General features: G+C 62.6%; 13 protein-coding genes. 4 read left to right on the forward strand and 9 right to left on the reverse strand.

Translation table 11 applies throughout. From position 1 onward, the window contains the following. Positions 1-176: 176 nt before the first annotated feature. From QOS90_RS17935 to QOS90_RS17955, 5 genes are all read right to left on the reverse strand, one after another. Complete coding sequence (locus tag QOS90_RS17935; protein ID WP_027595129.1) at positions 177-1,415, reverse strand: heme biosynthesis protein HemY; 1,239 nt, start codon at positions 1,413-1,415, stop codon at positions 177-179. Further along, complete coding sequence (locus QOS90_RS17940) at positions 1,412-2,512, reverse strand: uroporphyrinogen-III C-methyltransferase (RefSeq protein ID WP_097151363.1); 1,101 nt, start codon at positions 2,510-2,512, stop codon at positions 1,412-1,414. Before QOS90_RS17940 ends, QOS90_RS17935 begins: the two co-directional genes overlap by 4 nt. A gap of 45 nt (positions 2,513-2,557) precedes the next feature. Beyond that, positions 2,558-3,325: a uroporphyrinogen-III synthase gene (locus QOS90_RS17945; RefSeq protein ID WP_097151362.1), complete on the reverse strand. Its 768-nt coding sequence runs from the start codon at positions 3,323-3,325 to the stop codon at positions 2,558-2,560. After that, on the reverse strand, positions 3,322-4,263 hold the full coding sequence (gene hemC, locus QOS90_RS17950; protein ID WP_085273896.1) for a hydroxymethylbilane synthase: 942 nt from the start codon (positions 4,261-4,263) through the stop codon (positions 3,322-3,324). The genes QOS90_RS17945 and hemC overlap by 4 nt, the downstream gene beginning before the upstream one ends. Positions 4,264-4,388: 125 nt before the next feature. Then, a complete protein-coding gene (locus QOS90_RS17955) occupies positions 4,389-5,132 on the reverse strand; it encodes a LytR/AlgR family response regulator transcription factor (RefSeq protein ID WP_027595125.1) in 744 nt (247 codons plus the stop codon). A gap of 309 nt (positions 5,133-5,441) precedes the next feature. On the opposite strand from QOS90_RS17955, the gene argH reads away from it, so the two are divergent. Further along, positions 5,442-6,836 (forward strand): argininosuccinate lyase, encoded by a 1,395-nt coding sequence (argH, locus tag QOS90_RS17960; protein WP_085273897.1) that lies wholly within the window; start codon positions 5,442-5,444, stop codon positions 6,834-6,836. Between the two features lie 123 nt (positions 6,837-6,959). Here argH and QOS90_RS17965 read toward each other — a convergent pair whose 3' ends face one another. Next, a complete protein-coding gene (locus QOS90_RS17965) occupies positions 6,960-7,622 on the reverse strand; it encodes a glutathione S-transferase (protein ID WP_085273898.1) in 663 nt (220 codons plus the stop codon). A gap of 147 nt (positions 7,623-7,769) precedes the next feature. On the opposite strand from QOS90_RS17965, the gene QOS90_RS17970 reads away from it, so the two are divergent. Both QOS90_RS17970 and QOS90_RS17975 read left to right on the forward strand, forming a co-directional pair. Continuing rightward, positions 7,770-8,069: a hypothetical protein gene (locus tag QOS90_RS17970; RefSeq protein WP_027595122.1), complete on the forward strand. Its 300-nt coding sequence runs from the start codon at positions 7,770-7,772 to the stop codon at positions 8,067-8,069. 69 nt (positions 8,070-8,138) lie between these two features. Further along, a complete protein-coding gene (locus QOS90_RS17975; protein WP_027595121.1) occupies positions 8,139-8,384 on the forward strand; it encodes a TIGR02647 family protein in 246 nt (81 codons plus the stop codon). Between the two features lie 27 nt (positions 8,385-8,411). Here QOS90_RS17975 and QOS90_RS17980 read toward each other — a convergent pair whose 3' ends face one another. Beyond that, on the reverse strand, positions 8,412-10,355 hold the full coding sequence (locus QOS90_RS17980; RefSeq protein ID WP_085273899.1) for a cytochrome c/FTR1 family iron permease: 1,944 nt from the start codon (positions 10,353-10,355) through the stop codon (positions 8,412-8,414). A 207-nt stretch (positions 10,356-10,562) separates the two neighbouring features. Between QOS90_RS17980 and QOS90_RS17985 the strand changes: the two genes are divergently transcribed. Continuing rightward, positions 10,563-12,059, forward strand: coding sequence for a Fic family protein (locus QOS90_RS17985; protein WP_027595119.1), 1,497 nt, complete (start codon positions 10,563-10,565; stop codon positions 12,057-12,059). Positions 12,060-12,092: 33 nt separating this feature from the next. Here the strand turns inward: QOS90_RS17985 and QOS90_RS17990 are convergent, their stop codons facing one another. After that, the gene (locus QOS90_RS17990; RefSeq protein WP_027595118.1) at positions 12,093-12,341 is read right to left on the reverse strand and encodes a DUF3077 domain-containing protein; all 249 of its coding nucleotides are present in this window, start codon (positions 12,339-12,341) and stop codon (positions 12,093-12,095) included. 16 nt (positions 12,342-12,357) lie between these two features. Continuing rightward, the gene (locus QOS90_RS17995) at positions 12,358-12,612 is read right to left on the reverse strand and encodes a hypothetical protein (RefSeq protein ID WP_027595117.1); all 255 of its coding nucleotides are present in this window, start codon (positions 12,610-12,612) and stop codon (positions 12,358-12,360) included. Between the last annotated feature and the right edge of the window lie 405 nt (positions 12,613-13,017).

Consider the following 13,017-nt stretch of genomic DNA (forward strand, 5'->3'; position numbering starts at 1 on the left):
CGCTACAGGGACGACAAGTCGCTGAATAGCAAAGGAAGTTTCCTGCCTGGCAGTAGGAAACGTCTTAAGAAATGGACTGCAGAACTAACTTATATCTCCGGACAAGTTACCCGCCCCCTTAGCCCGCACGCTGGCGCGAACTAAGGGGTAACCCAGGTAAAACGCTTAGGCGTAACTCAGGCGCGCACTGCTTCTGGCAACGGCAGCGCCAGCAAGCGCTCATCCAGCAAGCCGAGGCCTTCCTGGAACAGCTGGTTGCTGCGCTCGGTCTCGCCAAGGCCGGCGAGCAAACGGGCCAATTCGGCACAGGTTTCCGGGTTGCGCTCCATCTGCAAGCTGCTTTCCAGATAGTCCCGCGCCTTGCCCCACAGGCGGTTCTGCAAGCTCAGGCGGCCGAGGGTCAGCAGCAGGCTTGGGTCCTGTGGATGCGCCTTCAGCCAGCCTTCGGCTGTTTGCAACTGGCGCGCCGGGTCATCACCGCGCACCAGGCCATACAAGCGGGCCAGGTGGCTTTCGTACTCACGCTTGAGGGCCGTGCGCAGCACGTGCTCGGCTTCACCCTGGGCGCCGACCTGGCGCAGCTGCTCGGCGTAGGCCAGCACTAACTGCGGCTCCTGGCGCTGGGCGGCAGTCAGTTGCTGCCAGGCACGTTCCAGGGCCTGACGCGCACTTTGCGCATCCTCGCCGCGGGTTGTCGCCAGGCTCAGGTTCTGGCCCCAAGCACGCTTTTCAAGCTCGGCAAGCTCAGCCGCTGGCAGCACCTTGCCCTTGCGCAGGTCAGGCAGCAGGCGAATCAGCGCCGACCAATCGCCACGTTCCAGGTACAAGCGCTGCAGCAGGCGCAGCACCTGGGTGTTATGCGGGTGCCGCGCCTGCATCGCCAACAGGGTTTCCAGCGCACCATCCGTGTCGCCACGGTCCATCTGCAACTGGGCATGGGTCAGGGCAATGGCCAGTTCCGCCTGCGGCTGACGCTCCAGGGCGCGCTCAAGCAGGTTGTCGCTGTCTTCCTTGCGGCCTTGCTCGTTGGCGGCGCGGGCGGCGCCGAGGTAGTACAGCAAGGGCTGGCGTTCAGCTTCGGCGGCGCGGTGCAGATGGCGCTGGGCACTGGCCCAGCGGCCCTCGGCGAGGTCCAACTGGCCTTGCTCGATGGAAAGACGGATGCGGCGGCTGCGGTTACGACGCGACCACGGGTTGACCACGCCGCTGGAGGTCAGCACCAGGCCAACCAGGTAGCGCAGCAACCCGAGCAGGGCGATCACGGCAACAAGCCCCGCCAGCGCCGCCCACAAGCCGGACTGATAGCGGAAGCTGCCATAGGCGATCAAGACGTAGCCACTGTGCTTGGCCACCGCAATGCCCAGCGCGGCGGCGATCACGATCGCCAGTACGGCCAGCAGGTAGACCCGCTTCATGGCTTGCCCCCTTCACCCTCGGCCGGCAGGTGGCGGCGCTGGATGTAGGCTTGCACCGAGGCCAGGCTCTCGCTCAGGTCAGGGGTGACCACAGACACCGGTTGCTCGGCCAAGGCGTTGAGGCTGTCGAGCATGGCCTTGCTTTGTGGGTTGTCGGCATTGAAGTTGGCCAGCAGTACGCTGCGCGCATCATCCAGTGCCTGGGTGTAGACCTTGGCCTCGCCATTGAGCGCGGCCCACTGGGCTTGCTCGATGGTCAGGCTCAGGGCCAGGCGCAGCTGGTTGAGCGACTGCCCGGCCAGCAGCGGCCGCACGTTGTCATCGGCGTTGAAGTCGATCTGGAAATACTTCGAGATTTCCGCCCACCACTGCGACCAGCGACTGGCGCCATCGCCGTCGGAGGTCAGCGCACCGAGCGCATCGGCATTGCTCTCGAACTCAGGCGACTGGGCGCTGAGTTGTTGCACCAGCTCGCGCTGTGCAGCCAGTTTGAGGAACAGGCCCGTGCGGTCTGGCTGCTGCGTGCTGTTGAGGGTTGCCAGGCTGCGCGCCAACTGCTCGCGGGCGGCGAAGGCACCGGGGTCGCTCTGCTCGCGAAGGATTTCGTCGGCGCCTTCGACCAGGGCCTTGGCGCTGGTGATGTCCTGCAGCGCCGAGAGGCGCAGGGTAGCCAGGCGCAGCAAGTGTTCGGCCTCTGCCAGGCGCCATTCCTTGCGGCTCTCGCCCAGCACGGTTTCCAGACGCTGGCTGAGGCGTTGCTGATCGCCTTGCAGCTGCGAAACCAGGCGGCGGCGGTCTTCCAGCTCGCTGGCGGCCGGCAGGCTGGCCAGCTGCGCGCTGATCTGCTGTTCACGCTGCTGCAGCGCTTCGGCGCGCTGGTTCAGGGCTTCAAGGTGCTGCCCTTGGTTGAATTCGCTGCCTTGCAGTTGCCGCACCTGCCAGACACCCCAGCCACCTATTGCGACCCCGGCCGCACCCAGCAGCAGCGCCAGCGCTGCCAAACCGGTGCCGGAGCGCTTGGCGGGTGTGGCGGTGACAGGATCCGCCGGCGTCTGGGCCGACGGCTGATCGTTATTGGACAAGACAGTTTCGCTCACGTATCCATCCTTTGCATGGGGGCGCTAGGCGTTCAGCTTAGCGCCTTAAGAGGCAGGTGCAGCGCTGCGCTGCACAGCTGCCAGCAAGGCCGTGGCACTGGCGCCACGGCAATCCACAACCTGTTGGGCGCCGGCGGCCCTGGCCTGCTCGGCAACCCGCGGGCTCGGCACGAACAGCGGCAGACGCGCCACCTGCGGCCAATCGGCGCCGGCCATCTGCTGCAAATGTTCAAAACCCTGCCCACTGCTGACCACCAGGCCATTGAGGCGTTCCGCTTCGATGCGACGCATCAGCGTGCCCGCCGGGTACTCTGGCAGGCAGCGACGATACAGTTCCAGATAATCGACACTAGCACCTTGCTCTGCAAGACGCTCTGCCAGCAGTTCGCGACCTCCCACGCCACGGACGATAAGGACGCGTGGTGTAGGACGCGCGATAGCGTCGCGCAGGACCGGCAGTGCGAGCAAGGCCTCGCTGTCGTCACCTTGCGTAGGGAAAGTCACCTGAAGACCGGCGGACTGCAGCACTGCAGCCGTTGCTTCACCGACGGTAAACCAGCCGGTTGCCGGGGGCTGCAGGCCGGCGTGCGCGAGTTGCTCAAGCAGCAACCTGGCGGCCGGTTTGCTGACCACGATCATGGCCTGGTAGTGCCCCAGCCCGGCAAGCCGCTGACGCGCCACGTCGCCCAATCGCACAGGCTCGATCGCCAACAAAGGCAGGCAGTTGCTGGCCACGCCGGCGGCTGCCAGGCTCTGCGCCAGTGCCGCGCAGTCCTCTTCAGGCCGGGTCAGCAACAGGCGCCAAGGGCTCACGGGTGCCCGGCCTCGCCATAGACTTCCTTGAGGATGGCCTCGGCGCCTTGGCTGAGCAGGTCTTCGGCAACCTGCACGCCCAAGGCTTCAGCCGATGCGCGCGGCGCGCGGGCATCGGCCACCAGCAAGGTGCCACCGCTCGGCTGGCCAACCAGGCCGCGCAGCCACAATTGGTCGCCTTCAAGCACTGCGTAGCAGGCAATCGGCACCTGGCAGCCGCCATTAAGGCGCTTGTTCAGGGCCCGTTCGGCCACCACCCGGTCGGCGGTGTCGAGATGGTGTAGCGGGGCCAGCAGTGCATGGATTTCGCTGTCGGCACTGCGGCATTCGATACCCACCGCACCTTGGCCGCCCGCCGGCAGGCTGTCATCGACGCTGATGCTGGCGGTGATGCGGTCTTCGAAACCGAGGCGGATCAAGCCGGCGGCGGCGAGGATGATCGCGTCATATTCGCCAGCGTCGAGCTTGGCCAGGCGGGTATTGACGTTGCCACGCAGGAAGCGGATTTCGAGGTCTGGCCGACGCGCCAGCAACTGGGCCTGGCGGCGCAGGCTGGAGGTGCCGACGATGCTGCCGGCGGGCAAGGCTTCGAGGCTTTCAAAACGGTTGGAAACGAACGCGTCGCGCGGGTCTTCCCGCTCGCAGATGCAGTACAGGCCCAGGCCTTCAGGGAAGTCCATGGGCACGTCTTTCATCGAGTGCACGGCGATGTCGGCTTCGTTGTCCAGCAGGGCGGTTTCCAGCTCTTTGACGAACAGGCCCTTGCCGCCGATTTTCGCCAGCGGCGCATCCAGCAGCTTGTCACCGCGGCTGACCATGGGCACCAGGGTCACGATCAGCCCAGGGTGCGCCTGCTCGAGGCGGGCTTTGACGTATTCGGCCTGCCACAGGGCCAAGGCACTTTTACGGGTGGCAATGCGGATTTCGCGAGTGGACATGGAACGCCCCGATGCAGAGAAATGCTGCCGATGATAACAGCTCCGGCGGCATCACCAGCAGATGCGGGTCAATGGCTATGTACGTCCCGTGCGCGGCCGTGGGCAGCGGCCGCGCAAAGACGTGGTCAGAGCGTCTGCATCATCTTGCGCACGCCAGCCACATGGCGCCGGCTGACGGTCAGGGCATCGCCGTCCAGGCCTTTGAGAAACAGCTGAAAATGCCCAAGCGGGGTGCGCTGCAGGCGTTCGATACGCTCGCGGGCCACCAGCGCGTTGCGGTGGATACGCACGAAGCGTTCGCCAAATTCGTCTTCCAGGGCCTTGAGGGGCTCATCGAGCAACACCTCACCGCCCTCGTGGCGCAAGGTCACGTATTTGTGGTCAGCGATGAAATAGATAACCTGGGGCAAGGGAATCAGCTCGATGCCCTTTCGCGTTCGCGCACTGATATGGCTGCGCGGGCCGCCGCCTTCATTGGCCGGCCGGGTGAGCGCCGCCAATTGGGCGCGGTTGGGCTTCTCGGCCTTGCGCAGCGCATCGCGCAACGCCTGAGGCTGGAAGGGTTTGGTCACATGGCTGAGGGTGCTGTCCTTGAAAGCCTCTGTGCCGTACTCATCGTCGCCGGTGCAAAACACCACCGAGGGCGGCGCTTCGCGCTCGCACAGGCGAGCAGCGACCTGAAGGCCATCCAGGCCAGGCATGCCGATGTCCAGCAGGACCACATCGGGCTTTAGGCTTTCGATCAGCGCCAGGGCCTCCTCGCCGTTGGTGGCGCTTGGCTCCAGCACGGTATAACCCTCTAGTTCGCCGAGTAGCCTACTGAGGCGTTCACGGCCTTGGGGTTCGTCATCAACGATCAGGACATTCATAATTGCGCTGGATTCCTGAATGAGTCTCGCACAGGTGTAGCGTAGACAAGTGTGGTTCGAGCGACACTGCGTGTCACGCTCTAGACCGGTGCAATGGCCAAAGATTCACTCGGCCGGCAGATTCACTGCCAGTCCTCTGTCCAACTGTAGACGGTCCGTGGAACACTGCCGTTCAATCCTGCAAATCCTTGCTTGCTCGTTCGCCTGCCCATTTGCCGTCATTTCTCTCGACCGGCGTCCTGCGGCAGCCAGCCCAACCCTGCTATTATCGGCGCCACTTTTTCGTTCACGCCTGCAATGAGTGAATCCATGAGCACCGACAAGACCAATCAGTCCTGGGGCGGCCGCTTCAGTGAGCCCGTCGACGCCTTCGTCGCCCGTTTCACCGCTTCGGTCGATTTCGACAAGCGCCTGTACCGCCACGACATCATGGGTTCGATCGCCCACGCCACCATGTTGGCGCAGGTCGGCGTGCTCAGCGATGCCGAGCGCGACACCATCATCGATGGCCTGAAGACCATCCAGGGCGAGATCGAGGCCGGCAACTTCGACTGGCGCGTCGACCTTGAAGACGTGCACATGAACATCGAGGCACGCCTGACCGATCGCATCGGCATCACCGGTAAAAAGCTGCACACCGGCCGCAGCCGCAACGACCAGGTCGCCACCGACATCCGCCTGTGGCTGCGCGACGAGATCGACCTGATCCTGGCCGAAATCACCCGCCTGCAACAGGGCCTGCTGGAGCAGGCAGAGCGTGAAGCCGAGACCATCATGCCCGGCTTCACCCACCTGCAAACCGCCCAGCCGGTCACCTTCGGCCACCACTTGCTGGCCTGGTTCGAAATGCTCAGCCGCGACTACGAGCGCCTGATCGACTGCCGCAAGCGCACCAACCGCATGCCCCTGGGCAGCGCCGCGCTGGCCGGCACCACCTACCCGATCGACCGCGAGCTCACCTGCAAGCTGCTGGGCTTCGAGGACGTATCGGGCAACTCGCTGGACGGCGTTTCGGACCGTGACTTCGCCATCGAATTCTGCGCTGCCGCGAGCCTGGCGATGATGCACCTGTCGCGCTTCTCCGAAGAGCTGGTGCTGTGGACCAGCGCCCAGTTCCAGTTCATCGACCTGCCTGATCGCTTCTGCACCGGCAGCTCGATCATGCCGCAGAAAAAGAACCCAGACGTGCCGGAGCTGGTACGTGGCAAGAGCGGCCGCGTGTTCGGCGCCCTGATGGGCCTGCTGACCCTGATGAAAGGCCAACCGCTGGCCTACAACAAGGACAACCAGGAAGACAAGGAACCGCTGTTCGACGCCGCCGATACCCTGCGCGACTCGCTGCGTGCCTTTGCCGACATGATCCCGGCCATCAAGCCCAAGCACGCGATCATGCGTGAAGCGGCCCTGCGCGGATTCTCCACCGCCACTGACCTGGCTGACTACCTGGTACGCCGTGGCCTGCCGTTCCGTGACTGCCACGAAATCGTCGGCCACGCGGTGAAGTATGGCGTGGACACTGGCAAGGACCTGGCCGAGATGAGCCTGGACGAACTGCGCCAGTTCAGCGACCAGATCGAGCAGGACGTGTTCGCTGTGCTGACCCTGGAAGGGTCGGTCAATGCCCGTGACCACATTGGTGGTACCGCACCGGCGCAGGTGCGTGCGGCCGTGGTGCGCGGCCAAGCCTTGCTGGCTTCGCGCTAACTGCTTGTTGTAGGCGCAGCCTTGTGCTGCGAAGAGGCCGGTGCAAACACCATGGATCTAAGGTGTTTGCACCGGCCTCTTCGCAGCACAAGGCTGCTCCTACAGGTTCAGCGCTAGCTACAGTTATCGCTTGCCGCTACGAATCATCTCCATGAAGGCCGGCATCGCCGCCTCCTTGTCTGCCACGATCCGCGCCATGTGCGGGTTCTCGCCCATCAGCTGCAGCAATGCCTTGGCCTCGGGGAAGTCCGCGAGGAAGTCGAGGTTCAGCACCTTCTTGCCCACCGCGTAGGCCAGGTCGACCGAGAAGCAGAACATCAGGTCGGCAATGGTCAGCTGCTCACCCGCCACATAGGGTGCGAAGCGCCCATTGCGCTTGAGCGTGGCGAAGCCTGCCAGTAGGTCGGCACGGGCGCGTTCCTTGATCAACGGCTCCACCGCCATGCCAAAGAAGGACTCGGCATAGCAGGTACGCGCCGGCAGCTCGATGTACAGCTCGATTTCCTTCAGCAGCTCACGCACCTTGGCCTGCTCGAACGGGTCGGTTGGCAATAGTGCCTTGCCGCCTTGGGTCTGCTCGATGTAGTCGAGGATCACACTGGTTTCGCTGATAAAGCCGTGCTCGGTTTCCAATACCGGTACCTTGCCCCGCGGGCTGACTTCCAGTGCCTTGGGCGCCTGGCCGCCGTAGAAGGTGACCTCCTCGAAAGGCAGGCCTTTTTCCAGCAGCGCCAGCTTGACCATGTTGTAGTAATTGCTGACCGAGAATCCGTGAAGCTTGAGCATGGGGTAACAGCCTCCAGGCCGTATGGGGATGGCCCGGCTTTTATAGCCCCTGCGCCAGCGCCTGACCAGCGTCATGCACCCGGTCGATGACCGGACATTGCCAGCACAGGCGTGGCAAACTGTATGCCCCATCACAGGAGTACCGCCATGAGCGAGCCCACCGACATCGACAATGACGACGAAGCCTTCGCCGAAGCAACGCTGACCCAGGCCATCGAGAACCAGATCGAAAGCGGCGAGCCGCCGGCCGCCAAAGCCACCTTCAACAAGCTCACCCTGGTCGGCTACGCGCGCGAGGACATCCTCAACCTGATGGCCCATGTGTTGGCCTTCGAGATCGACAACATGCTGGTGGAAGACCGCGCCTTCAATAGCGAGTGGTATGAAAACGCCCTGCGCGCCCTGCCCGAGCTGCCACCTGAGATGGATCAAGGCGACGACGAATAACCCGACTACACTCGAAGGTCAGGCACCGATGACGGTGCCGCCATCCTCGTCTGGAAGTCAGGAGTCGCCATGTCCTTTACCCCCGATCTGATCGCCGAACTGGAAGTCCTCGCGCTGTTCAAGCACGACAGCAGCCAGGAAGGCATCAAGATAAACAGCCACGCCTCCCCTGCCCTGATCGCGGCCGCTCAGCGCCTGTTCGAGAAAGGGCTGACCGATCAACCCGATGGTGGCTACCTGACCAGCCTGGGTCATGACGCCGTCGACAGTGTTCAACTGCTGCAGAACATTCTCAAGGCGCCACAACCGGCCTGATCGAACAGGTATACCAGGAGGGCGGCCTTAGCTGGCCGCCGCCCTGCGCTTCTCGGCCAACCGCGAGCGCCCGTACAGGAACACGATGGCCAGCAATGCCACCGCCTGGGCTGCCAGCGAGTAGGCATCGGCATGAATGCCCAGCCAGTCGAACTCGAAGAACGCCACCGGCCGCGTGCCCAGCACCCCGGCCTCTTGCAGTGCCTTGACGCCGTGCCCGGCGAACACCACCGACAGCGCGCACAACAGCGCCGCGTTGATGCTGAAGAACAGCGACAGCGGCAGCTTGGCCGAACCGCGCAAAATCACCCACGCCAACCCCACCAGCAGCACCAGCGCCGTGGCGCCCCCTGCCAACACCGCCTGATGCCCGGCAGGCCCCGCCTGCAGCCACAGGGTTTCGTAGAACAGGATCACCTCGAACAGCTCGCGGTACACCGAGAAGAACGCCAGCATGGCAAAGCCAAAGCGCCCGCCGCCACTGACCAGGCTGCTCTTGATGTAGTCCTGCCAGGCCGCAGCGTGGCGGCGGTCGTGCATCCATACCCCCAACCACAGCACCATGACCGCAGCAAACAGCGCCGTGCAGCCTTCCAGCAGCTCGCGCTGGGCACCGCCCACGTCGATCACATAAGCCGCCAGGGCCCAGGTAGCAAAGCCGGCAACCAGCGCCAGCCCCCAGCCGATATTCACGCTGCGCACAGCCGACTGCTGGCCGGTGTTGCGCAGGAAGGCGAGGACCGCTGCCAGCACCAGAATCGCTTCAAGGCCTTCGCGCAGCAGAATCAACAGCCCGGAAATGAAGCTCAGCGACCAACTCAGGCCATCGCTGCCCAGCAGTTTGGCGGCCTGACTGAGCTTGGTCTTGGCTTCGGTCAGGCGCTGCTCAGCCTGGGCCACTGGCAAACCGTCCTGCAGTGACTGGCGGTAAGCCATAAGGGATTTTTCAGTGTCTTTGCGCGCTTGGGTATCGATGTTGTCCAGCGAGCTTTCCACCAGCTCGAACCCTTCCAGGTACGCGGCCACAGACAGGTCATACGCCTGGTCGTGATCGCCTTCGCGGTAGGCGGCCAGGCTTTTATCCAGGGTGCTGGCGGTGTATTCGAGCAACTGCGCCGGGCCGCGTTTGACCTGCGGCGGCTGGGCACGCTGGGCACGGAACGCGTCCAGTGCAGTGGCGCCTTCGTTGGCCGCGACTTCAGCCGGGGTCTGGCGGGCAAGGTCGGCCAGGTTCCAGACCTTGTCACCTTTGGCGGCTTCAGGCTGGGCCGTGAAGCTTGCCACATAGGCAGCGACGTCCCAGCGCTGACGCTCATCGAGTTGATCGGCGAACGCTGGCATCTCGGTGCCTTCGATGCCCAGGCCAAGGGTGTTGTACAGGTCGAACAGGCTCAATTGGTCAAGCCGCTCGGCGCTGCGCAGGTTAGCGGGCGGCGGTTCCAGGCCGACACCGGCCGGGCCATCGCCGGCGCCGGTATCGCCATGGCAGATCGAGCAGTTCTGCGCATACAGCGAGGCCCCGCGGGCCGGGTCCGGGGTAATCACCGGGGCCTGGCTAACCTCGTAGGCCACCGCCAGGCGCGCGCCCAACTGGCGGGCCTGACGGGCAACGGCGGCGCCTTCATGACGCTGCTCAATGGCCTGGCGCAACCCCTCTACGCCCTGCTCCAGTGCCGTTTGCTCAGCATGCGCCGGCAAACCTTTGACCAGTTCGGCCAGTAACGCAGTGAATTCCTGTTGCTCGCGGTATTCACCCTCGTCGATCACCTTGCCATCGCGCACGGTCGGCGGGTAGTCGGCACCGATGTAATCGAGCAGGTGCAAGGCCTTGGCGGCCTCGACGGGGGCTTCGGCCAGCACCACGGTGCTGCACAGCGCCAGCACTGGGCCAAGCAGTAAAGCAGTCAGCCAGGCAAGCAGACGGGAACGGGTTTTCATGGCCAGTCTCGGAGGGAATGCGAAAGAGAACATTGTTCACTTCCACTTTCCTTTGCTCAAGGCTCACCAGCGGATTTCATGAAAAATCTTGCGGCATATTCAAGGAAGGGCAGCCCCAGGAAAGCTGTCACCATTACGTACTCGAGTGAGAAAAAAATTGAGCAATACGCAGAAAATCACAATTTTCCTTGTAGAGTGAGAAAAAATTTGCCCGATGAAACCGATGTGAGGATTTTCAAGATGAGGGCCGTCGGCTACTCACGCCTGATCCATCACCTGGAACTGACCGCAGTTCCTCTGCGTTACAAAGCAGTCATCGAGCCTGTCACACGCGTTCAGCTTATCGGCCACACACTGGCCGTCCCCGCCGCCATGGCACCAGAACCTGACAACCTTCTCGAACATGTGCTGTTCGCACTGAAACACGAAGGGATCAACCTTGCGGTGCTTGCTCAAGCTTTACCCTTCATCCCGGCCGAGCACTTTGAGTCAGCCTTCACACAGGCACCTAACGGTATCTACGTCAGAAAAGCCTGCTATTTATGGGAAATGTTCACAGGTAAACAGCTTGACCAAGCGGCACGCATACGGGTGCCTTACGCTCCGCTGTTCGACCCGCAACGCTATATCACCAGGCCTGGCCCTCGTAATCAGAAGTGGCGTATCGAGTTCAACGGCCTGGGTGACTTTACCTATTGTGCGACGGTCGAGCGCACGCCCGTTATCACAGGGTTGCTTGAGCACGACATACTCTCAAGAGCAAAAGCTTTCATGGCGGAGCTACCGCCGGTGATGATGGACCGCGCACTCAATTGGGCCTATCTGCACGAAACCAAAGACTCATTTGCCATTGAGCGAGAGGCGCCCTCAGAGAGTAAATCGCGACGTTTTATCCAACTCCTGCGCCAAGCTCATGAACGCCAGCCCCTTACAGAGGAATATCTGGTGGCACTACAGAATGCCACCCTCTCCAACCCCCTCGATTCAGCGGCAGCGTTCAGGCATGAGCAAAACTATCTTTCAGACAGTTCACAGGGCGCGGCAGGGGTGACTTACCTTCCTCCGCCTCCAGCATTGTGCAGAGAGTTGATGGAAAGCCTGATGGGTTTCGCTAATGAAGCGCCGTCGCAGATTGACCCGCTGGTGTGTGCCGCCATCATTTCGTTCGGCTTCGTATTGATACACCCCTTCCTGGATGGCAATGGGCGTCTGTCCCGCTTTCTCATTCACCAAGCGTTGTGCCGGGCCGGAGCGTTGGAAAATGGGCTGCTGCTGCCTGTGTCAGTGGCCATGAAACACCAAGAGTTGCGCTACCTTGAGGCATTACAGTCGTTCTCAAGGCCAGTTCGCGACTTCTGGGAAGTTCAGTGGATCGATTTCGGCAAATACAGCTTCGAGTTCAAAGGCCACGAAGCCGTCTATCGTTATTGGGATGCGACGCCGTGCGTGGCCTTCACGCTCGACATGGCCAGAATGGCCCTTGAAGTGGAACTGCAAAAGGAAGTCGATTTCCTGGCCAGTTACGACGCTGTCTATCGGGCAGTGGACAATCAGTATGATGTCCGTGGCAGCGACTTGGCCAACCTGGTGATGATGTGCCTAACCAATGATGGCATCGTATCCAGGAACCGGCGCAAGCAATACCAATACACCGTTCCGGTCGAGGTATTCGACTTCATCGAACAGCAGTCGCAACACATCCTTGCGACACAACGGGCCGAAGCCAAGCAGGAGTGAGCGCACTCACTCGCTGCCTTGGCGCTAGTGCACTCAATGCACCCTGTTCATCCCCCGCTCCATATCGTCGATCAATGCCTTGGCCATCTCGCTGAGAATCCGCGCTGCACTGCCGGCAACGCGGTCATTCTCCATTTCCGCTTCGGTGGTCAGGTGGCGGATGCAGCCGAGCAGTACGGACAGCTGAGAGAAGGCGTGGTTGAAGGGGACGTCAGGTTGCAGGCGGAACAGGTCGAAGGTTTCCTCGCCTGCGGTGGAAGACGCTGTGGGATCGTCGCGCATTGTGTTGGTCCTCGGCTCAGGCGCTGGCGCGGGTGTGGTCGCACAAGGCGTTGATCATCCGGCACAACAGGCGGATGTTCATACCCATCGCATCACGCATCAGGCCAGGGCTACTGTCTAGCAGGGCGGAGGTGGTCTGCTCCACAGTCAGGGTCAGGGCGCGGATCAGCAGGTCGCACGTTTCGGCGCAGGGAGGGTCTTGGAGTGTGATGAGGGGTGGGTCGAGCAGAAGGAGGGTTGCGGGCGGTGGGTCGGGGACGATTTTTTTCATGGTGGGGCTCCGTATGCGGAAAGAAAAAACTACCGTCCTCCTCGTCTCACGGAATTGGGTGGCAGTCGTGCACGGAGTGAGACCCGGGACATACGGTAACCCCGGCCAGGCCTAAGCCTGCCCGCGCACGACCGCCATGAAGCGGTGCTACCGAATGCAAACCGGGTGTCTCACGCCCGATCGCCTTGCGAGGCGACCCTAGGACATTATTCCTGGGGCATCTCCCCGCCTAGACAGCACCTTCCGACAGGCGCGTAGGATAGTTCGCCTGATAGCGAGAGCTGAAGCATTTGGTTTCAGATTCGGAAATGTCTTACATATTCGGGGTGTTCGACGTTAGAGGTTCGGCGCCCTCAAGACCGAGCGCCGCCCGCGCGGCGCTTCGCAGCACAAGGCTGCTCCTAC

Source organism: Pseudomonas sp. LAIL14HWK12:I10 (genome assembly GCF_900184205.1).
GTDB lineage: Bacteria > Pseudomonadota > Gammaproteobacteria > Pseudomonadales > Pseudomonadaceae > Aquipseudomonas > Aquipseudomonas kermanshahensis.

Excerpts from the sequence above, each read along its gene's own strand:
- QOS90_RS17935 (WP_027595129.1), bottom strand. The coding sequence starts at position 1,415 with ATGAAGCGGGTCTACCTGCTGGCCGTACTGGCGATCGTGATCGCCGCC.
- hemC (WP_085273896.1), bottom strand. The coding sequence starts at position 4,263 with ATGTCCACTCGCGAAATCCGCATTGCCACCCGTAAAAGTGCCTTGGCC.
- QOS90_RS17955 (WP_027595125.1), bottom strand. The coding sequence starts at position 5,132 with ATGAATGTCCTGATCGTTGATGACGAACCCCAAGGCCGTGAACGCCTC.
- argH (WP_085273897.1), top strand. The coding sequence starts at position 5,442 with ATGAGCACCGACAAGACCAATCAGTCCTGGGGCGGCCGCTTCAGTGAG.
- QOS90_RS17965 (WP_085273898.1), bottom strand. The coding sequence starts at position 7,622 with ATGCTCAAGCTTCACGGATTCTCGGTCAGCAATTACTACAACATGGTC.
- QOS90_RS17970 (WP_027595122.1), top strand. The coding sequence starts at position 7,770 with ATGAGCGAGCCCACCGACATCGACAATGACGACGAAGCCTTCGCCGAA.
- QOS90_RS17975 (WP_027595121.1), top strand. The coding sequence starts at position 8,139 with ATGTCCTTTACCCCCGATCTGATCGCCGAACTGGAAGTCCTCGCGCTG.
- QOS90_RS17980 (WP_085273899.1), bottom strand. The coding sequence starts at position 10,355 with ATGTTCTCTTTCGCATTCCCTCCGAGACTGGCCATGAAAACCCGTTCC.
- QOS90_RS17985 (WP_027595119.1), top strand. The coding sequence starts at position 10,563 with ATGAGGGCCGTCGGCTACTCACGCCTGATCCATCACCTGGAACTGACC.
- QOS90_RS17990 (WP_027595118.1), bottom strand. The coding sequence starts at position 12,341 with ATGCGCGACGATCCCACAGCGTCTTCCACCGCAGGCGAGGAAACCTTC.
- QOS90_RS17995 (WP_027595117.1), bottom strand. The coding sequence starts at position 12,612 with ATGAAAAAAATCGTCCCCGACCCACCGCCCGCAACCCTCCTTCTGCTC.